We start from the raw sequence: 22,125 nt of genomic DNA on the forward strand, positions 1-22,125 counted from the left end.
CATGTGCGGAATCGCAGGGTTCGTCTCGCCGTCGCTCGATACCGAAGCCGCGCCCGAGGTCATGACCTCCATGCTGTCACTGATCCGCCACCGCGGGCCGGACGAGGCGGGCTACTACCTGAGTGACGGCATGGCCATGGGAACAGTCCGGCTGACGATCATCGACATCTCCCGGGGCGTACAGCCGATGGCGGATCCGACGGAACGCTACTGGATCTGCTTCAACGGTGAGTTGTACAACTATGTCGAACTCCGTGAAGAGCTGCGGGGACTCGGCCACCGGTTCCGCACCCGTTCGGACACCGAGGTCTTCCTGCGGGCGTGGATCCAATGGGGGCCGGCGTGCCTGCCCCGGTGCAACGGCGCCTTCGCGGTCGCGATCCGGGACGCATTGTCCGGTGACCTCTTCCTGGCACGCGACAGATACGGCAAGCGCCCCCTCTTCTACGTCGACCGCACCCGTGGCGACGGCGGAGGCGACCGGGGCGGGGAATTCCTCTTCGCCTCCGAGATGAAGGCGTTCCAGGCGTTCCCGGGGTTCCGTTTCGAACTCGATCCCACCGAACTCGCCTCCACCTTCGCGGTGTGGACACCGCTGCCGGACCGGGCCCCGTTCCAGCACATCCGCCAGCTCCCCATGGGGAGCTGGATGGCCGTGGGCGGCGGCCGGACGACCCTGCACGAATACACCGGACTCGACCTGGAGGCACCACCGTTCGACGGCACCGCGCGCGACGCGGAGGTATTCGTCCGCGAAACCCTCCGGCAGAGCGTGGAGCTGCGGCTGCGCAGTGATGTCGAGGTCGGGGTCTATCTGAGCGGAGGGCTCGACTCCTCGATCGTGACCAAGCTGACGACGGACCTCTCCCCGCGCGAGGTGCGCACCTTTTCCGTGGAGTTCGAGGAGACGGCCTTCGACGAGTCGAGCAGCCAGCATGTCGTCGCGTCGCATCTCCGGACACGGCACTCGTCCATCGCCGTGTCGAGTGCCGACATCGTGGAGAACTTCCCGGCGGCCGTGTACCACGCCGAAGTCCCCGCATTCCGCACCGCGTTCGTGCCCATGTATCTCCTCTCCCGCCACGTCCGGGACGCCGGAATTCGGGTGGTTCTCAGCGGCGAGGGCGCCGACGAGGCGTTCCTCGGCTATTCGCTCTTCCGCGAGACACTGCTGCGCGCGTCGTGGAACGAACTGACGGACGCCGAGCGGATGACGAGGATCGGCAGTCTGCACCCGGAGCTGAGCCACTTCGATCCCGCGAACCGGGCACGGCTGGCGGGCCTCTTCGAGCAGTTCGCGGTGGAACGGCTGCCGGGCCTCTTCTCGCACGAACTCCGCTACCAGAACGGCCGTTTCGCGGCACGCCTGCTGAAACGCCGTGACGATCCGTTCGCGGACCTCCTCGCACTCACGGGAGCGACCCCCGGATACGCCGCGCTGAGCCCGGTCCAGAAGGCCCAGTGGCTCGAATACAAGACCCTTCTCCCGGGCTATCTCCTCTCGACGCAGGGAGAGCGAATGAGCCTGGCGCACGGTGTCGAGAACCGCTGCCCGTTCCTCGATCCGGCCGTGGTGCGCGCGGCCGCTTCGGTGAACCTGAGGTTCGACGACGGCTCGGAGGAGAAGGCGATCCTCAAGAAGGCATTCCGCGGTGAGCTGCCGGAATCGAGCCTGAAACGACGGAAGCAGCCGTACCGCGCACCCGGCGCGACCGTCTTCAAGCAGCAGCGGCCGGACTATCTGGACCTGATCCTCTCGGACTCCGAGTTGAAGAAGATCGACTGCATCGACCCCGTATTCGCGCGGAAACTGGTGGCGAAAGTCATGGCCGCACCCGATCGGCAGATCAGTACGAAAGAAGACCAGGCCTTCCTCTACCTGCTCTCGACCGCCGTCCTCGACCACCGGTTCGTGAGGGGACGGGGAAGCCACCGGAGCACTTCGGCGGAGCCCGGCCTGAAGATCCGGACCATCCATGACCACCGGAAGGGCCGGAGGCCGGAGCCCTTCCGGCAGGTCTTCCCCCAGGCAGGAGGAATCCGATGAGTACGGTCGAACCGGCCCCCGCGACCGAGGACGTCGCGATCATCGGGCTCGCCCTGCGGCTTCCGGGCGCCGACACACTGGAGGAACTCGGCGAGCACCTCGTCGCCGGCCGATCGCTCATCTCGGAGGTTCCCCCCGAACGCTGGTCCAAGGAGCACTACTTCGGGGATCCGAGGAGAGGCGCCCAGAAGACGAACAGCATCTGGGGAGGCTTCATCGAGCACGCGGACTGCTTCGACGCAGATTTCTTCAACATCTCGCCGCGTGAGGCGGAGAGCATGGATCCGCAGCAGCGCATCGCCCTCGAACTCGCGTGGCAGGCCGTAGAGAACGCCGGATACGCGGCGGGCGAACTGGCGGGGACGGACACCGGCGTCTTCATGGGGGTCTGCCACGCGGACTACGCGGAGCTGATGGAACGCGAAGGAACCAGGACGGACGTCTACTTTCCCACCGGCACGGCCTACTCGATCATTGCCAACCGCATTTCCTACCACTTCGATTTCCAGGGCCCCAGCATCACCAACGACACGGCCTGTTCGAGTTCGCTCGTGTCGGTGTACGAAGCCGTCCGCGCCCTCCGGAACGGAGAGTGCGCTCTCGCGCTGGCCGGCGGAGTCAACCTGATCTGGTCGCCGAAGCACTTCGTCGCCTTCAGCCAGGCGGGCATGCTGTCGCGCACCGGTCGCGCGAGGGCATTCGACGAGCACGCCGACGGCTACGTCCGCGGTGAAGGGGGAGGCGTCCTCCTCCTGAAACCTCTGGCGCGGGCCGTCGAAGACGGCGACCCCGTACACGCGGTCGTCAAGGGCGTCGCGACGAATCACGGCGGCCGGACGAATTCCCTCACCGTCACCAACCCGACCGCACAGGCCAATCTCATCGAGCGCCTCTACACCCGCGCCGGAATCCGTCCCGAGACGGTGAGCTATATCGAGGCCCACGGCCCGGGGACACCCGTGGGCGATCCGATCGAGATCATGGCCCTGAAGCGCGCCTTCCGGAACCTGCACGCGGCACAGGGCACGGTCGCCCGGCCCGCCAGCTGCGGCATCGGCTCGGTCAAGACCAACATCGGGCATCTCGAAGGGGCCGCGGGGGTGGCCGGAATCGCCAAGGTGATCAGCTCGTTCGCGCGCGGGGTGCTGCCCGCGACGGTCCACTTCGAGAAGCAGAACAGACTCATCCGGCTGGAGGACAGCCCGTTCCACGTCGTCCGGGACACCCAGCCCTGGGCCGCGCCTTCGGCGACGGCGGACGGGAGCATCCCGCCGCGCCGTGCCGGGGTCAGCTCGTTCGGCTTCGGCGGCACGAACGCGCACCTGGTGCTCGAGGAGCACCTCACCGGCGACGGCGCGAGTGGCGCACCCGACCGGGGCGCCCAGTTCGTACCCCTTTCGGCGAAGACTCCGGAACGACTGCTGGCCGTCGCGCGCAACCTGCGCGTCCATCTGCGCGAGCAGCCCTCGCAGAAGCTCCCGGACATCGCCCACACCCTGCGCGTCGGCCGTGAGCAGATGGCCGCGAGGGTCGCGTTCGTGGTGGCCGACCGCGCGGAACTGGACACATTGCTGGGGGCGTTCGTGGACGGAGCCGGCGAGGCCGGGCAGGTCCACCTGGGGGAGACGGTGCGAAGCGCGGGCGAGGACCCGGCCGGGCTGAGGAGGGCAGCGGACGACTGGGTGCGGGGCGGGACGGTGGACCGGGCGGAGCAGGCCGGTGGCCGGGGTGCCGCACGGACGGCGCCACGACGTGTGCGCCTGCCCGGGTATCCCTTCGCCCGTGAGCGCCACTGGTTCTGGACCCCGCCGCAGGACGCGGGGACGGCGGTCGCGTCGTCGCCGGCGCGCGTCGGCGGCGTGCCCCACCCGCTCCTGCACACCGGCGACGCCGACCGCACCGGCGGACGCTACGGGTCGACCTTCAGCGGGCAGGAGCCGTTCCTCGCGGCGCACGTGGTAGGAGGCCAACGGGTGCTGCCCGCGGCCGCCCATGTGGAAATGGTCCGCGCCGCGGTGGTGCGTGCGGCGGGGCGCGACGCGGCGTGGCCGGCGGTCGTCCGGCTGCGGAACGTCGCCTGGCGGCGCCCGCTCGTCGTGGGGGACTCACCCGTCGACGTCGGCGTGGGCCTCGTCCCGCGGGACGGCGGCGCATTCGCCTTCGAGGTCTCCACCGGTACGGGCACGGCCGTGGTGCACAGTTCCGGCACGGCGGAGATCCAGGGGCCCGAGGAACCGGAACGGCTCGATCTCGACATGCTGCGGGCCGCCTGCCCGGGGGAGCGCAGGCCGGCGGACGTGTACGCGGCGTTCCGGGACCGGGGTCTGGAGTACGGACCCGCGATGCGCGGGCTGAGGGAGATCCGCCTGGGGGCACGGGAGCTGATCGCCCGCATCGAGAAGCCGCACGCCGGCCAGGGCACGGAGGCGGGCTTCGTCCTGCCCCCGAGCGTCCTGGACGCGGCCTTTCAGTCCTCGCTCGTGCTCCTGGCGGAGAGCGGGGGCGAGCGGTCCGGTGGTCCGGCGATGCCCTTCGTGTGCGAGGAACTGTCGGTGCACGGTCCCTGCGCGTCCGAGACATGGGCGTGGGTGCGGCGTCGCGGACAGCACAGCACGCTCGACGTGTTCGACATCGATCTCTGCGACGCCGAGGGCGTCGTGAGCGCCCGCCTGCGTGGGCTGGTCCAGCGGACGCACGCCTCGAAGCAGGATCCCGGGACCGCCGCGGACGTCGTCACCGCCGCCGTCCACTGGACGCCGTCGCCGCTCGCCCCGCAGGAGGACGACGTGGCGGCCGCTCCGTCCGTGCACGTGTACCTGGGTGGGAAGGCCGCCGCGCACCTGGCCGTCGTCGAAGGTATGACAGGCTTCACGGCCGCACGCCTTCCCGACGCCGCACCGGGACACGTCGCCGACGGCGTCGGTTCCACCGCCGACCTGGTCTTCGGGCACGTCGCGGAGCTGGTCAGGTCGAGCCCCAAGAAGGCGCACCGGTTCGTCGTCCTGGTGGACGACCGGGTGCCGCGGCACGTGCACGCGCCGCTCACCGGGCTGTTCAGAACCGTCGTCCTGGAGAACCCGCGCATCTCCGGCCGCGTCGTGCGCGTCGCGGAACTCGACGCCGCCCCGCCGGAACGTATCGAGAAGACCCTCCGTGCGGAGGCGGCGGACCGGAGCGCCGACTGCGAGGTCCGCCACGCCCCGGACGGAACACGCCACGTGGCACGCACCGTCGGCATCGACCTGGACGAGGGCCCCAGGACCCCGCCGCTGAAGAAGGGCGGGGTGTACTGGATCACGGGCGGTCTGGGCGGCCTGGGGCTGCACACCGCACGGTACTTCGGACGCCGCGCCGGCGTCACCGTCGTCCTGAGCGGCCGGTCGGCGCCCGGGGCGGCGAGTGAGGCGGCCCTGCGAGAACTGCGCGAGTCGGGCGTCGACGCCCACTACCTCCCCGTCGACGTGGGCGTGAAGGGTGACGTGCAGCGCGCCGTCGACACCCTCGTACGGGAGCACGGGCGGGTCGACGGCATCGTCCACGCGGCAGGCGTCCTGCGCGACGCCTACATCTTCACCAAGGACGCGGCCGACCTCCGGGCGGTGCTGGAACCGAAGGTCGACGGAGTGCTCAACCTCGACGCGGCCTCGCGCGACCTCGCGCTCGACTTCTTCGTCGTCTTCTCCTCGGTGGCCGGGGTGTTCGGCAACTCCGGGCAGTCGGACTACGCGGCGGCCAACGCCTTCCTGGACGCCTTCGCCCGCCACCGTCAGGCGCTGGTCGACGCCGGTGAGCGGACCGGCAGGACCGTTGCCGTCAGCTGGCCGCTGTGGGCCGACGGAGGTATGTCCGCGGATCATGTGACGAGGGAGGCGATGCGCAGGGAGCGCGGCTGGGAACCGCTCCCCACCGAGGCCGGACTCCGTCTACTCGGCCGCACCCTCAGCGACGGGCCGTCGCATGTGGTGGTGGCGTACGGAGCCTCCGCGACACTCACGGCCGCTCCCGACCGCACACCCCCGGCCGCGCCCGTCCCCGCACCGGTCCACGCCACTCCCGCCGTCGCCGGGGAAGAGCTGACGGAGCGTACGACGGCTCTGCTGTGCCGTGTCCTGGGCGAGGTGCTGCACCGTGATCCCCGGACCATCGACGCGACGGTCAATCTCATCGAGTACGGGATCGACTCGCTCGCCATCCTGGAGACGACCGCGTCGCTCGAAGTGCTCTTCGGCCCGCTCCCCAAGACCATCTTCTTCGAGCACACCACCCTCGAAGGCGTCGCCGGCCACTTCGTCGCGGAACACGGCGAGAGGCTGCGGGCGATCCTCGACACCGAGGACCCGCCGGTGTCCGCGCCCCCCGCACCGGACGCTCCGCGCGGCACACCGGCCCCCGCCGCGCCACCACGGTGCGCACCCGGAGCCCGAACGGCCGGCGAACCGCCGGCCACCCCCGCGCCGGACGCCGACGACCCACGGGCGCGGCGCGACGACCACCACGACATCGCGATCATCGGCGTGGCGGGGGCCTACCCCGGCGCGGAGACACTCGGCGACCTCTGGTCGATGCTTGAGGAAGGCCGCCACGAATTCCGGGAAGTACCGCGTGAACGCTGGGACCACGACGCGCTCTACAGCCGCGACCGGAGCGTCCTCGGCAAGAGTTCCATCCGTACCGGAACATTCCTCCGGGACATCGACATGTTCGATCCCCGGTACTTCCGCATCTCCAGGCGCGATGCGGAGAACATGTCGCCCGAGGTCCGGCTGTTCCTGCGGACGGCGGTGGACGCGCTGGAGGACGCGGGCTATTCGCGGGAGACGATCCAGCGGCAGTACGACGGCGACGTGGGCGTCCTCGCCGGGTCGATGAGCAACCACTACGGCCTGTACGGATTCCAGAACAGCCTCGTGCGCGGCTCCGCGGCGAGTGGCAGCTACACGGCGACGCTCCCCAACATGCTGTCGTACTTCTACGGATTCACCGGCCCCTCGATCTTCGTGGACACGATGTGCTCGGGGTCCTCGACCTGTGTGCACCAGGCCGTGCAGATGCTGCGGGCAGGCGAGTGCAGGATGGCCGTCGCGGGCGGGGTGAACCTCCTCCTGCACCCGTACAACCTCATCACCTCGTCGCACGAGCACTTCACGACGACGACCTCGGACGTGATCCGGAGCTTCGGCCTGGGCGCGGACGGGACGATCCTCGGGGAAGGCGTCGGGGCCCTCGTCCTCAAGCCGCTCGTCGAGGCCGAGCGCGACGGCGACCATGTGTACGGGGTCATCAAGGGAACCGCCCTGGCCAACGCGGGAGTGCGCAACGGGTTCACCGTCCCCAGCCCGCGTATGCAGGCACGGGCGATCGAGAAGGCGATCGACGACGCGGGCGTCGATCCACGGACCATCAGCTATGTCGAGGCGCACGGATCGGGAACGTCGCTGGGCGACCCGATCGAGGCCAGGGCACTGACGACGGCCTTCCGGAAGTACACGCAGGACACCGAGTTCTGTGCGATCGGCTCGGTCAAGTCGAACATGGGACATCTCCTGCACGCCGCCGGGATGATCGGCATCACGAAGGTGCTCCTCCAGCTCCAGAAGGGGAGGATCGCGCCCTCGCTGCACAGCGACGTGACGAATCCGGACATCGACTTCTCCCGTACGCCGTTCCGTCTGCAGCGGCAGCTCGCCGCCTGGGAGCCCGTGGTGACGACGGTCGACGGACGGCGGATCACCCATCCACGACGCGCGGGAATCACATCGATCGGTGCGGGCGGGATGAACTCGCACATCATCGTGGAGGAGTACGTGCGTACGGACGGCGGTCCGCACGGCGGGAGCGACGGGCGCGAGGAGCTCTTCGTCTTCTCCGGGACGAACGATGCCGCCCTGGAAGCGTGGCTCGCCCGTTTCCGGGCGTATCTCGCAGCCGGCCCGGAGGCGGATCTCGCGTCGATCGCCTTCACGCTCCGCGTGGGCAGGAACGAGCTCCCGCGCCGCTGGGCATTCCTCGCGAAGACCTCCGAGAAGGCCGTCGCCGCCGTGGACCGCTATCTGGCGGGAGACCGCGACCTCGGGTCGGCGCTCACGAGCACCGACCCGAGGTCCGAGGGTCCGCGCGAACTGGCGACCGCGTGGGTCGACGGGAAGAACGTCGACTGGCGCGACGTGGAGGGGGGTTCACCCAGGCCCCGGCGGGTCTCGCTCCCCCCGTACCCCTTCGAGCGGGTGCGCTGCTGGGTCGCCCCGGAGAAGGGAGCACCGTCCGTGGTCGCACCGCTGGCCCTCCGCGAGAAGCTCCACCCGCTGCTCGGCAGGAACGAATCGGACGTGAGCGGGCTGCGGTACGTACTCGACGTACACCTCGACGACCTCCTCGACTACGGGTACACATCGGGAGAGCGGCAGGACCGGACGCCCGGGATCGTACCGACGTTCGCCATAGAGCTGGCGATCGCCGTCACCAGGGTCTCCGGATTCGCCGACGGCGCCTTCGTGCGCCGCCTTCGCCTCCTCGCGCCGGTCGCCTGGACGGCTGCCGCGCGCCTGGTGACGGTCTTCGACGCCGCCGACCGCACGACGGCCTCCGGCGCGGTGTTCGTGGAGGAGGCCTCGGGAGCGCGGGTGGCGGTGGCGGAGTTCGACGTGCGGGCCGGTGGCGCCGCCGGGGCGCCGTCGGCCCATTCGTCCCCGGCCGAACCGTTCGCCGGATTCCCGGCCGGAGCACCCGCGACCGGCGCCGCGGCCCCGCTCTCCCGCGCCGAGTTCCTCATGGAACTGGCCGAGGGCGCCCTCGGCTACACACCGGAACTCAGCGGCACCGAGAAGGCGTACCGCCTGGCGGACGGGCGGCTGGTGCTCGAAGTCGGCCCGCCCGAACTCCGGCGGGACCATGTGGGGCCGAACGTCACCCTCGCCCCGCACACCCTCGCGGCCGTCGCGCAGGGCCTCCAGTTCGAAGCGAAGCGGACGGGCTCACCGCACTGGGCACGGACCGCACCCCGCCGGATCGACGAGATCCGGCTCTTCGCCGACGGGAGCGGTGCCGCGGAGGCGGTGAAGTACGTCGTCTTCGACCTGACCGCCGAGCCGGACGGTCTCGGCGGGCGTGTGGGTCTGCTGGACCGGAACGGCGGGGTGGTCGCGGTGCTCTCGGACCTGTGGTGCGGCGACGGTGAAGCACCGCGGACCGGCCCGGACGTGAGGGCGCGAGCGTCGGACGGAGCGGCGGGCACCGGCACGGAGACGGAGGAAACGGCGGAGGCGGCGGGAGAGGTCTGCGGCGACCTCGCCTCCTACGCGGCGGACGAACTGCGTGACATGGCGAGCGGCATCCTCAAGTTCGACGCGGGCGAGCTCGACGCCCGTACAGGCTTCGACGCGTTCGGCTTCGACTCGATCTCGCTCGTCGCCCTGGCCGGACAGGTGCGCGACCGGCTCGGCATCGATCTGACCCCCGCGGTCTTCTTCGACCTGAATACGTTCGACTCGCTGGGCCGGCACCTCGCCGCGGAGTACGAGGAACCCCTGCGCTCGGCCTACGAGCGGTCGCGTCCGGCGGCCCCGCCCGAGGAGCCCGGCCCCGCCCCCGCCCCCGGCAACCTGCCGCGATCCGCGGCGGTCCGGCGGCATGCGGCCGAGGAGGCCGTTCCCGGGCGCCCGGCGCCCGGGGCACCGCCCCTGCCGGTCGCCGTCGTCGGAGCCGCGGGGCGCTTTCCCGGCGCCCCCGATCTGGACGCGTACTGGTCGAACCTGGCCGAAGGGAGGGACAGCGTCACGGCGTTCCCCCTCCACCGCTACGACGCCGCCTACGCGCGCGTCGTGGAGTCCTCCGACTTCCCGCGCCACGCGGGCGTCCTCGACGATGTGGACGCCTTCGACGCCGCCTTCTTCCGGATCCTGCCGCGCGAGGCCGAGCTGATGGACCCCCAGCACCGACTGGCGCTCCAAACGGTCTGGAACGCGCTGGAACACAGCGGGTACGCCCCCTCCGGCCTGCCGAGGAACACCGGGCTCTTCTTCGGTGTCTCGGGAACCGACTACGCGACCCTCCTCGCCGCGCACGGCACTCCGCCCGACGCGTTCACCTCCACCGGGAACGCGCACTCCATGCTCGCCAACCGCATTTCCTACGTGCTCGACATCCACGGCCCGAGCGAGCCGGTCGACACGGCCTGTTCGAGCTCGCTCGTCGCAGTCCACCGGGCCGTCGAAGCGATCCGCTCCGGGGCCTGCGACGCGGCGATAGCGGGCGGGGTGAACCTTCTCCTCAGCGTCGACACGTTCGTCAGCGCGGGGCGGGCCGGCATGCTGAGCCCGGACGGGCGGTGCAAGACCTTCGCGAGCGACGCGGACGGCTACGTCCGGGGCGAGGGCGTCGGCGCCGTCGTTCTCAAGCCCCTGGCCGACGCCGAGCGCGACGGCGACGCGATCCTCGGCGTCATCGTCGGCAGCGCCGAGAACCACGGCGGGCGGGCCAACTCCCTCACCGCGCCGAACGGCGCCGCACAGTCCGATCTCGTGGTGCAGGCGATGGGGGCCGTCGACCCCGGCACGGTCGGTTATGTGGAAGCCCACGGCACCGGCACGGCCCTGGGCGACCCCGTCGAGGTGCGCGCCCTCCGGACCGCCTTCCAGCGGCTGGGAAGCACCGGCCGGGGCACCTGCGGACTGGGTTCGGTGAAGACCAACATCGGCCATCTGGAGGCCGCCGCGGGCATCGCCGGGCTCCTCAAGGTGCTCCTCGCGATGGAGCACGCCACCCTGCCGGCGACCCGGAACTGCGACGAGATCAACCCGTTCGTCCCACTCGACGGCAGCCCGTTCCGCATCGTGCGCGAACGCGAGGCGTGGGAGCGGCCCCGCGGCCGCGACGGCGTGCTCGCGCCGCGGCGGGCGGGGGTGAGCAGCTTCGGGTTCGGCGGTGCGAACTGCCACGTCGTCATCGAGGAATACACCGGGCCGGGCACGCCGGACACCGGTCGCGACGAGGACACCGGCAGCGCGGGGAACAGCGTCGCCGTCCCCCTCTCCGCACGTACCCGGGAGCAACTCCGCGAGCGGGCGCGGATGCTGCTCGCCCACCTGGAGAGGACGCCCCGTCCCGCCCCGCTCGGCTCGATCGGCTGGACGCTCCAGGTCGGGCGCGAGGCCATGGCCGAACGAGTGGGCTGGACCGTCGCATCGCACGACGAACTCGCGGAGAGGCTCCGCGCGTTCGCCGGGGGCAGAACGTCCGGTCCGCAGGACGGCACGGGGCCGGGCCGGGGTACGGAATCCGCCGACGTGCTCGCCCGCTGGAGCGCGGGCGCCGATGTCGACTGGCAGGCGCTGTACGACCGCGCAGCCGGTTCCGCCCGGCCGCGGCGCACCCATCTGCCCACGTACCCGTTCGCACGGGACAGGTACTGGATCCCGGCCGGCGGTGCGGGGACCGGCGTTGCCGGCACCGGCGCGGCGCAGGACCCCGGTCCATCGATCGGGACGACACTCCTGGTCCCGCGCTGGACGTCGAAGCCCGCGACGGCCGGCCGGTCCGGCGAGGACCCGTACCGGCGCCATGTCGTCATCCTGTGCGGTGCCGCGGCGACCGCGCGCGACAGCGTCGGACGCCGCCTGCCCCACGCGCGCTGCCATACCGTCACGACGACGAAGACGCGCCCGGAGAGCCGCTTCACCGACCTCTCGCGGCAGGTGTTCGAGATCATCCGCGACATCGCCCCGGAGACGCCCGACCGACCCGCGTTCGTGCAGGTGGTGACACCGGCGGGGGGCGCGGAAGCGGTCGGCCTGGCCCTCACGGGACTCCTGCGCACGGCGTCGCTCGAACACCCGGTCGCCGGGCAGGTTCTCGGACTCGAAGGTGAACACGGCGCGGACGAGATCGCGGCGATCGTCGTGATGAACGCGCGACACGCGGAAGACGAACTCGTGCTCCACCGCGGCGCCGAACGCCAGGTGCGGACCTGGGAGCCGAAGACGTCCGACGGCACGCGCACGCCCTGGCGAGCCGGGGGCGTGTACCTGATCACGGGCGGCGCCGGCGGCATCGGTGCCCTCGTGGCGCGACGGATCGCACGGGACGCCGTCGGCCCGACGCTCGTCCTCGTCGGCAGGTCCCCGCAGGACGCACGCGTGGACCGGCTGCTCGCCGAACTGCGGGAAGCCGGCGCCGCGGCCCGGTACGCCGTCGCGGACGTCTCCCGCTGGGAGGAGGTGCGGCACCTCGTCGCGCGCGTGGACGAGGAATCCGGCGGCATCCACGGAATCGTCCACGCCGCAGGCGTGATCCAGGACGCCCGCCTGGTGAACAAGACCGCCCAGCAGTGGGACGAGGTGCTCGCCCCCAAGGTCGACGGCACGGTCCACCTGGACCGGGCCACGGCGCACCTGGCGCTCGATTTCCTCCTCCTCTTCTCCTCCGGTGCCGCCGTCACCGGAAACCCCGGTCAGTCCGACTACGCCACCGCGAACGCCTACCTCGACGCGTACGCCGCCGTGCGCAACACACGCGTGGCCGCGGGCGAGCGCGCGGGCCGCACGACGGCGATCGCCTGGCCCCTCTGGAAGGACGGCGGGATGACCGTGGACGACGCGGCACGCGCCCGCCTCCGACAGGACCGGGGCCTGGTTCCCATGGAGTCGGACGAGGGGGTCGAGGCCCTCCTGCGCGCCTGGCGGCTCGGCGAGGCCGGCGAGGACCGGGTATGGGTCCATCACGGCGAGACGGCGAAGGCCGTGCCCGCGTCTGCGAAGACGGCGAAGGACGTGTCCGCGTCCTCCCCGTCGCCCGCTCTTCCACGGAGGACGGCAACCGCGGGCCGTGCACGGGAGACGCTCCGGTCCGTCGTCGAGCTCTTCGCCCGGGTCACCAAGCTCCCCGTCGACGTCGTCGACGCCGATGGGCCGCTCGCCGACCTCGCGCTCGACTCAGTCATGGTCGTGCAGCTCAACAGGGAACTGTCCGCGCTGTACGGCGAGGTCCCGACCACCCTCTTCTACGAATTCCCGACGCTGCGCGCCGTCGCAGGGCGACTCGCCGGGGAACACGCCGTGCCCGCTTCCGCGCCCGTGCCCGCTTCCGCTTCCGCGCCCGTTTCCGAAAGGACGGACGAACCGGCCGAAGCGGTCACCGCGCCGGCACCACGGCACTCGCCGACCGCGCCCGATGCCGTCGGCCGTCCCGGCCGGGACGACGCGATCGCGATCATCGGAATGAGCGGGCGCTATCCGCAGGCCGGGAACACCGAGGAGTTCTGGGAGAACCTCAAGGCGGGGCGCGACTGCGTCACCGAGATCCCGGCCGGCCGATGGCCGCTCGACGGTTTCTACGAACCGGATCGTGCCACAGCCGTCGCCACGGGCCGCAGCTACAGCAAGTGGGGCGGATTCCTGGACGACTTCGACGCGTTCGATCCGCGCTTCTTCCGGATCGCCCCGCGCGACGCCTATGCGATGGACCCGCAGGAGCGCCTCTTCCTCCAGGCCGCCTGGGAAGTGATCGAGGACGCGGGCTACACCCCCGAGGAGCTGGCGCGCCGCCACCAGCGGCGGGTCGGCGTCTTCGCCGGCGTGACCAAGTCCGGCCACGCCCGGCACGGCGCGGCGCTCCTGCCGTCGGGCGAGACGATCGTGCCGTCGCTCTCCTTCGCCTCGCTCAGCGCACGGGCTTCGTACGTCCTGGACCTCCGAGGACCGAGCCTCACGGTCGACACGATGTGCTCGTCGTCGCTCACGGCGATTCACGAGGCATGCGAACATCTGCGCCGGGGCGCCTGCGAGCTGGCCGTCGCCGGTGGGGTGAACCTCTATCTGCACCCGTCCGACTACGTCGAACTGTGCCGTTCCACCATGCTGTCGTCGCAGGCGCACGTACGGAGCTTCGGCAGCGGCGGTGACGGCTTCGTGCCCGGCGAGGGCGTCGGCGCGGTGCTCCTGAAGCCACTCGGCCGGGCCCTCGCGGACGGGGACCGGATCCTGGCCGTGGTCCGCGGGACGAGCATCAACCACGGCGGCCGGTCCAACGGCTACACGGTGCCCAGCCCGACCGCCCAGGCGGAGCTGATCAGCGACGCGCTGACCCGGGCCGGGGTACCGGCGCGGGAGCTGAGCTACGTCGAGGCGCACGGCACGGGCACGGAACTGGGCGATCCGATCGAGGTACAGGGGCTCTCGCTCGCCTTCGGACAGTCGACGCGGGAGAAGCAGTTCTGCGCGATCGGATCCGTGAAGTCGGCGATCGGGCACCTGGAGGCCGCCGCGGGCATCGCGGGCGTCACCAAGACCGTGCTTCAGCTCCGGCACCGGACACTCGTACCGAGCCTGCACAGCGAGGAACTGAACCCGGGCATCCGGTTCGAGGAGACGCCGTTCTTCGTCCAGCGGACCCTCGCGCCCTGGGAGTCGAAGGGCCCGCGGATCGCGGCGGTCTCGTCCTTCGGAGCGGGCGGGTCGAACGCGCACGTCATCATCGAGGAATACGTGGCGAAGGACGCCGCACACCAGGTGGTTCGCGACGAGGGGGCCGAGCACCTGGTCGTGCTCTCGGCGCGGACACCGGAGCGGCTTCGGCAGGCCGCCGCGCGCCTGGTGGCATTCCTCGAACGCAGCGATCCGGAACGCGAGGACGTCGGTCTGGCCGATCTCGCTTTCACCCTGCAGACCGGACGTCAGGCGATGAAGGAACGCCTGGCGTCGACCGTGTCCTCCCTCTCCGAGCTCCGTCGCGTACTGCGTGAGTACGCGACGGCGGGGGACGGGGCGGCGATACCGGGCCTCCACCGGGGCGATGCCGGGCCCGCCCGGGGCACCGTCGCCGAGATCGCCGCCGACGAAGACCTGCGGGAGCTCCTCGTCGAGCGGTGGGCCGGAGCGGGGAGGCTCGACAAGCTGGCTGCTCTCTGGGTCGACGGCGTGGAGCTGGACTGGGGGAAGCTGCACCCGGCGCCGCTGCTCCGCCGGGTGTCACTGCCGACGTACCCGTTCGCGAAGGAACGGTTCTGGATCGGGGACCTGGCGCCGGTTCGGGGTGCTGAAACCGTCGGCGCCGCGGCAGCCGCCGTACCCCAGCCCCGGAACGGCACCCCTCACGGCGGAGCCCGCACCACGGGTGATCCCACGCGTGACGAGAGCGTCGCCCGCACCGTGCGTGCGAAGATCGCGGAAGTGCTGGCCATGCCGCAGGACGAGATCGACGGCGCGCTCGCATTCGCCGACCACGGACTCGACTCCATCCTCGCGGTCCGTCTCGTGCATCTGCTCAACGAGGCGTTCGGACTCGACCTCTCGACCGGTGTCGTCTTCGATCACAGTTCGCCCGATCGCCTCGTCGCGCATCTGCTCGCGGAGTACGGCGCCATCGGCGTCCCGGCCCCGGCCCCGAACGCCGCCGTCGCGGCCCGTCCCGGGACCGCGCCCGCCCCGGGCTCCTCCCGTCCGGCCGCCGACCGGTCGCCGGTCGCCATCGTCGGAATGAGCGGGCGGTTTCCCGGATCCGACACCCTCGACGACCTCTGGACACACCTCGTGAACGGCGACGACCTCGTCACCGAGGCGACCCGCTGGAATCTCCGGGGCACCGGCACCGGCACCGACGGATCGCCGCGCTGCACGAGCGGCGGATTCCTGGACCGGATCGACGCATTCGACCCGCAGTTCTTCGGGATCTCGGGAGTCGAGGCCGCGGCCATGGACCCGCAGCAGCGTCTGCTCCTCGAAGAGGCGTGGAAGGCGCTGGAGGACGCGGGATACGCCGGCGGGCAACTGGACGAAGCCCGTTGCGGCGTGTACGTGGGCTGCTGGAACGGGGACTACCGGGAGGTCGTCGGGGACGACGGGCCCGCACATGCGTTCTGGGGGAACAACGCGTCCCTCATCCCGGCCCGGGTCTCGTACTTCCTCAACCTGAGAGGTTCCGCGCTGGCCGTCGACACCTCGTGCTCCAGCTCACTCGTCGCAATCGACCTGGCGTGCCGCGGGCTCTGGTCGGGCGAGATGGACACGGCCCTGGCGGGCGGAGTCTTCGTCCAGTCGACGCCCCGTCTCTACGAACTGGCCGGACGCGCCGGAATGCTCTCGGCGACCGGACGGTGCCACACCTTCGATCACCGCGCCGACGGTTTCGTGCCGGGCGAAGGCGTGGGCGTTCTCGTACTCAAGCGGCTCGAAGACGCCCTGGCCGACGGCGACCACATCCACGGGGTGATCCGCGCCACGGGCAGCAACCACGACGGTGCGACCAACGGGATCACGGCGCCCAGCTCCGTCTCGCAGGAGCGCCTGCTCCGGGACACCTACGCGTCCTTCGGCGTCGACGCCGGGACCATCCGGCTCGTCGAGGCGCACGGAACGGGAACCCCGCTCGGCGACCCCATCGAATTCTCGGCGCTCGACCGGGCGTTCCGGGCGGGCACCGGGAAGACCGGATACTGCGCGCTGGGCTCGATCAAGACCAACATCGGCCACACCCAGTTCGCCGCGGGCATCGCCGGCGTGTTCAAGGTCCTCCTCGCCATGCGGCACGAACGGATCCCCGCCTCGCTCCACTTCGAGACCGCGAACGCCGCCATCGGCCTCGACGGCAGCCCCTTCTACGTGAGCACGCGCGACCACCGTTGGGAGACTCCCTCCGACGGCGGCCCCCGACGCGGTGCCGTCAGCTCCTTCGGCGCGAGCGGTACGAACGCGCACCTCGTGATCGAGGAGGCGCCGGCCTCCTCCCGCACCCGTACGCCCCGCCCCGCCCACCTCGTCCTCCTCTCGGCCCGCTCACGCGAGCAACTGGCCCAGCAGGTCGCCCGGCTGTCGGCACACTGCCGCCGTGCGGACTCCCCGGATCTGGGGGACCTCGCCCACACGCTCGCGGTCGGCAGGGCCCGATTCGCCCACCGGTTCGCCTGCGTGGTGCGGGACCGCACCGAGCTGCTGAGGATCCTCGACGCAGGGCTCGACGGAACGGACGCGTTCACCGGCTGCGCGGCGCCGAGGGGCCGGACCGGGGCGGGCCCGGAACCGAGTGGGGGCGACGAGTGCCTGCGCCGCTGCGCGGACCCGGTACGGGCCTCCTCCGCCGATTCCCACCGCGCGGATCTCACCGCGCTCGCCGGGTACTTCACCCAGGGAGCGGAACTCGACTACGGCGCGGTGTTCGCGGCGGGAACCCATCTGCGGGTGCCGCTGCCGGCCTACCCCTTCGCCCAGGAGAGCCACTGGGCAGGACCCCTGCCCCCGGCCGCCCCGCCCGCGCCGCTCCGTGCCGCGCTGCACCGGCCGGTGGTGGCGCATCCGCTGATCCACGAGTCGTCCGCCGTGGAGAACAGGGCGGACGTGCCGGGCACGCTGCGTGCCACCACCGTCTTCAAGGGCGACGAGTCCGTCCTGCGCGACCACACCGTGCGCGGACAGCGCGTCCTCCCGGGCGTCGTCCACCTCGAAATGGCACGGGAGACCGCGGTCCGTGCGCTGGGCATCGACGCGACGACGCCCCTGCGGATGAGCGACATCGCCTGGATGCGGCCGATTGTCCAGGACGGAGCACCCCTGAGCGTCGAAGTCCTGGTGAAGGCGGCGGCGGAGAGCGACGACCTCACCTTCGAGATCAGCTCGCGGACCGAGGGAGCCGCAGACTCCGTCGTGTGCTCCACAGGGCGCGTATCGGTCTCCGGCACGCCCCGCCCCGCCCGCGTCGCACTCGCGCCGCTTCGCGCGAACGGCGCGCGAACCGTATCCGCCGAACGCATCCGCGAGGCACTGGCCTCGATGGGGATCGTCCACGGACCGTCGCTCCGTGCCGTCCGCGAGGCATACGTCGGTGACGCTACCGTCCTCGCCGGACTCGACCTGCCCTCCGAGGCGGACCCGGCCGCACCGTACGTCCTGCACCCGGCTCTGACGGACTCGGCCGTCCAGGCTTCGATCGCGCTCCACCTCACCGACGGCGCGGAACCTCCGGAGACGGTGGTGCCCTTCGCGCTCGACCGCCTTGAGCTCCTGGCCCCGTGCCCGGCCTCGGTGTGGGCCGTCGTCCGGGTCGCCGACGCGGCGCGGACGGTGACCCCGCTGAGCAGACTCGACGTGGACCTCGTCGACAAGGACGGCGAGGTCTGCGTCCGCATGACCGGTTACACCTCGCGCAGGGCCAAGGAACCGGTGCCGGACCTGTTCGCACCGGTGTGGGAACCCGTACCCGGGCCCCCGGCCGGCGGACGCGCCCCGGACCCGGACCACGTCCTGGTGGTGGGAGGAACGGCCGGCCAACGGGCCGTGCTCGCCCACCGGTACCCGCGCGTCACGGCATGGGACCCCGCCCCCGGAGCATCGACGGACGAGCTGGCCGGCCGGCTCCGGACCACCGCTCCGGTCAGCCACCTCGTCTGGATGGCGCCCGACGCGGAACCGGGCACCCCCTCGGCCCTCGCACCGACGGACACCGCCGGCTTCGTCGCGGCCCAGGAGGAGGGTGTGATCGCGGCCTTCCGCATGATCAAGGCGCTCATCCGTACCGGGCACGACGCACGCCCGCTCGCCATCACACTGGTCACGCGGCGCGCTTTGGCCACGCACGACACGGAGCCGACAGCGCCTGCCCACGCGGGGCTGCACGGCCTCTTCGGATCACTCGCGCACGAGTACGCCCACTGGTCGGTCCACCGGACCGACCTCGACACCGCCACCCCGCCCGCGGATCTCCTGGCCCTCCCCGAGCATGCGGCGGGCGACACCCTGGTGCGCCGCGCGGGCCAGTGGCTGGTGCGACGCTGGGTGCCCGACGAGCCGGGGAACGCCGAGGAACAGGCGTACCGGGAGGGCGGCGTCTACGTCGTGATCGGCGGCGCGGGCGGTCTGGGCACCGTATGGACCCAGTACGTCGTGGAACGCTACGGCGCGCACGTCATCTGGATCGGGCGGCGCCCGCAGGACGCCGAGATCGACGCGAAGCTGCGCAGCTGCCGCGGTGATGTGCGCTACGTGTCCGCGGACGCCGCGGACCCCGCCTCGCTGCGCCGCGCCCGCGCACAGATCAAGGAGCACCACCCGCGGATCCACGGCGTGATCCAGGCAGCGCTCGTGCTGCGGGACCAGAGCCTGGCCAGGATGGACGAAGCGACACTCCGCGCAGGTCTCACGGCGAAGATCGACGCCGGCGTCGCCACCGCCGAGGCCTTCGCGGAGGACGCCCTCGACTTCCTGCTGTTCTTCTCGTCGGTCCAGTCGTTCACGACGGCCGCCGGGCAGAGCAATTACGCGGCGGGATGCACCTTCAGCGACGCCTACGCCCACCACCTCTCCCGGCACCGGACCCACCCGGTGAAGGTGATGAACTGGGGATGGTGGGGGAGTACCGGCAGCGCCTCGTCGGAACGCCACCGGGAGAGCATGGCGCGCTGGGGGCTCGTCTCGATCGAGCCGCCCGAGGCGATGCGGGCGCTCGAAACGCTCCTCGGCGGTCCCCAGCGGCAGGTGGGCTTCATCAGGTCGAGGCGGCCCGACGCCCTCACGGGCATCGATCCGGCCGCACGGGTGACCGTGTACGAGCGGGCGCGGACCCGCGTCGCACCCGACGCGGTCGTGGCCGGAGTCGGGGCGCCCGCCGAGCGCGAGGTCCTGCGCGCGGTCGCCGCATGGCGCAGGACCGAACGCGATCCGCTCCTCGCACGCCTGCTCCGTGCACATCTCGAAGCACTCGGCGGCCTGCCCGGTCCCGGAACTCCGGACACCCGCGGTCATGACACCCGGGTCACGGAACTCCGTGACCGCGCCGGAATCCTGACGAGGTACGACACGTGGCTCGATCACGCGCTCCGCGTCGTGCCGGCGTCGGCCCCGCCGCTGGAGGACGTCCGACGCGAGTGGGACCGGTACCGCGCGGAGTGGTCCGCGGACCCCGACAAGAAGGCCGAAGCCGCCCTCCTCGACGCCACGTTGCGGGCACTGCCCGACATCCTCACCGGCAGGACCCGGCCCACCGACATCCTGTTCCCGCGGGGCTCCGTCGCCCTCGTCGAAGGCACGTACCGGAACAACCGGGTCGCCGACATGTACAACCGGGCCATGGCCGACGCGGCCACCGCCGTCGTCGCCGAGCGGCTGCGGCTGGATCCGGGCGCGCGCCTGCGCATCCTGGAGATCGGCGCGGGCACGGGCGGCACCAGCGTCGGCATGTTCGCCGCGCTGCGTCCCTTCCAGGAGCACATCGAGACCTACACGTACACCGACGTCTCGAAGGCGTTCCTGAACCACGCCCGGACCGCGTACGGGCCACGGACGCCGTACCTCTCGTACGCCCGCTTCGACGCCGAACGGCCGCTCGCGGGACAGGGCGTGGAGGGCGGGAGCTACGACCTGGTCATCGCCGCCAACGTGCTGCACGCGACGCGCGACACCCGCAACACGATCCGCAACGCGAAGGCGGCCATGCGCGACGGAGGCTGGCTGCTGCTGAACGAACTCGCCGCGTTCGACATCTTCAGCCATCTCACCTTCGGACTGCTGGAGGGCTGGTGGCTCTTCGAGGACGACTCGCTGCGCGTACCCGGCTCACCGGCGCTGTCGCCCGACAACTGGCGCGAGGTGCTGGAGGGCGAAGGGTTCCGGTCGTCCGTCTTCGTGCTGCCGCAGGCCCATGAGCTCGGGCAGCAGATCATCGCCGCCGAGAGCGACGGAATCGTGTGCCAGGCGGAGACGGCGCCAGGACGCCGGACATCCGCGACGCGGCGATCGCGCCCCCGGCCGGAGCCCGACGCCGGAGCACCGTCGCAACCGGTTCGCGCCCCGGAACCCGTGCCGGGGCGGGAACCCGCTCCGGAACCTGCTCCGGAACCCGTGCCGGCCCGGACAGGGCAGGCCGAGGCCCGGACGGGGAGCACGCCCGTTCCCGCCGCGGAGAGCCGCTCCGGGACGATGGCGGGGTACCTCCGTGAACAGGCGGCGCGGACCCTCGGTATTCCGGCGGACCGGATCGCTCTCTCGGCCCCGCTCAGTGACTACGGGATGGATTCCATCCTCGTCCTCCAGCTGACGAACGCCTTGCGCGAGGATCTCGGCGACGTCTCGTCGACCCTGCTCTTCGACGCCGAGTCGGTCGGAGAACTCACCGCCCACTTCATCGAGACCGGCGGTCCCCGCGTGGACGCCCTCATCGCGCGTCTGCGGCCCGAGACGGCCGAACCGGCCCCCGCCGCCACCGCCTCCCGGACACCTGGGGCGGACACGTCACGGGCGTCGGCACACCCCGTCGCCCAGCTCTTCCGCACGGCGGTGGAGACCGGCACGCCGGAACAGGCCGGTGACCTGCTGTCAGCCGCCGCACGACTCCGGCCGACCTTCGCGGCCGGAAACGGACCCGCGACGGAGACCCTGCGGTTGTCGGACGGCGAGCAGGAACCACCGCTGGTCTGCCTGCCGTCCCTCGTCGCCCCCACCGGGGCGTACCAGTACGTGAAGTTCGCCTCCGCGCTCCGCGACCGCCGTCAGGTGTGGACGGCCTCCGCCCCCGGATACGCGGCCGGGGAGCCACTGCCCCTGAACCTGGAAGCGGCCGCGGACGCACTGGCGACGACGCTGCTCAAGCGATTCCGGGACCGCCCGTTCGCGCTCGCGGCGTACTCCTCCGGAGGCTGGCTCGCCCATGAACTCGTACGACGGCTGGAGACCGCCGAGGCCCCGCCCGCCGCGCTGGTGCTGCTCGACACACCCAGGTCGACCGGTCCTGCCATGGCCCGCGGGATGTCGGTGATCACACGGCGCCTGCTCGAACGGTTCCCGCAATTGCCCGTCGTCGACGAGCAGTTCACGGCGATGGCATGGTACGGGCAGCTGCTCGAAGGCTGGCGGCCCCGGCCGGTGGCCACCCGGACCGTGCTGGTGGGGGCCGCGGACGTCAGGGCCCTGTCCGGCCTGCTCGGCGACGGGACGCGCGTCGGCTGGCCGCTGGAACACGAGCGGCTGGAGGTGGCGGGCGACCACTTCTCCATGCTTGAGGAGCACTCCGCGCCGACGGCGTTCGCAGTGCATCAGTGGCTGTGCGGGCATGTCCGCAACGGGTGAAGCCCTGATGTCGCCGACCGTCGGCAGGCCGGGAGCGGG

General features: G+C 71.7%; 2 protein-coding genes. Both read left to right on the forward strand.

Features of this window, described 5'->3' with window-relative positions; all coding sequences use genetic code 11:
- The first annotated feature begins 1 nt into the window (after position 1).
- Positions 2-2,047 (forward strand): asparagine synthase (glutamine-hydrolyzing), encoded by a 2,046-nt coding sequence (gene asnB / locus ACIOMQ_RS17635; RefSeq protein ID WP_402189419.1) that lies wholly within the window; start codon positions 2-4, stop codon positions 2,045-2,047.
- The gene (locus ACIOMQ_RS17640; RefSeq protein WP_402189422.1) at positions 2,044-22,086 is read left to right on the forward strand and encodes an SDR family NAD(P)-dependent oxidoreductase; all 20,043 of its coding nucleotides are present in this window, start codon (positions 2,044-2,046) and stop codon (positions 22,084-22,086) included. The genes asnB and ACIOMQ_RS17640 overlap by 4 nt, the downstream gene beginning before the upstream one ends.
- Positions 22,087-22,125: the final 39 nt, after the last annotated feature.

It is taken from the genome of Streptomyces sp. NPDC087845, from assembly GCF_044742755.1.
Classification (GTDB): domain Bacteria; phylum Actinomycetota; class Actinomycetes; order Streptomycetales; family Streptomycetaceae; genus Streptomyces.

Coding starts and splice junctions, on each gene's coding strand:
- ACIOMQ_RS17640 (WP_402189422.1), top strand. CDS start 2,044: ATGAGTACGGTCGAACCGGCCCCCGCGACCGAGGACGTCGCGATCATC.
- asnB (WP_402189419.1), top strand. CDS start 2: ATGTGCGGAATCGCAGGGTTCGTCTCGCCGTCGCTCGATACCGAAGCC.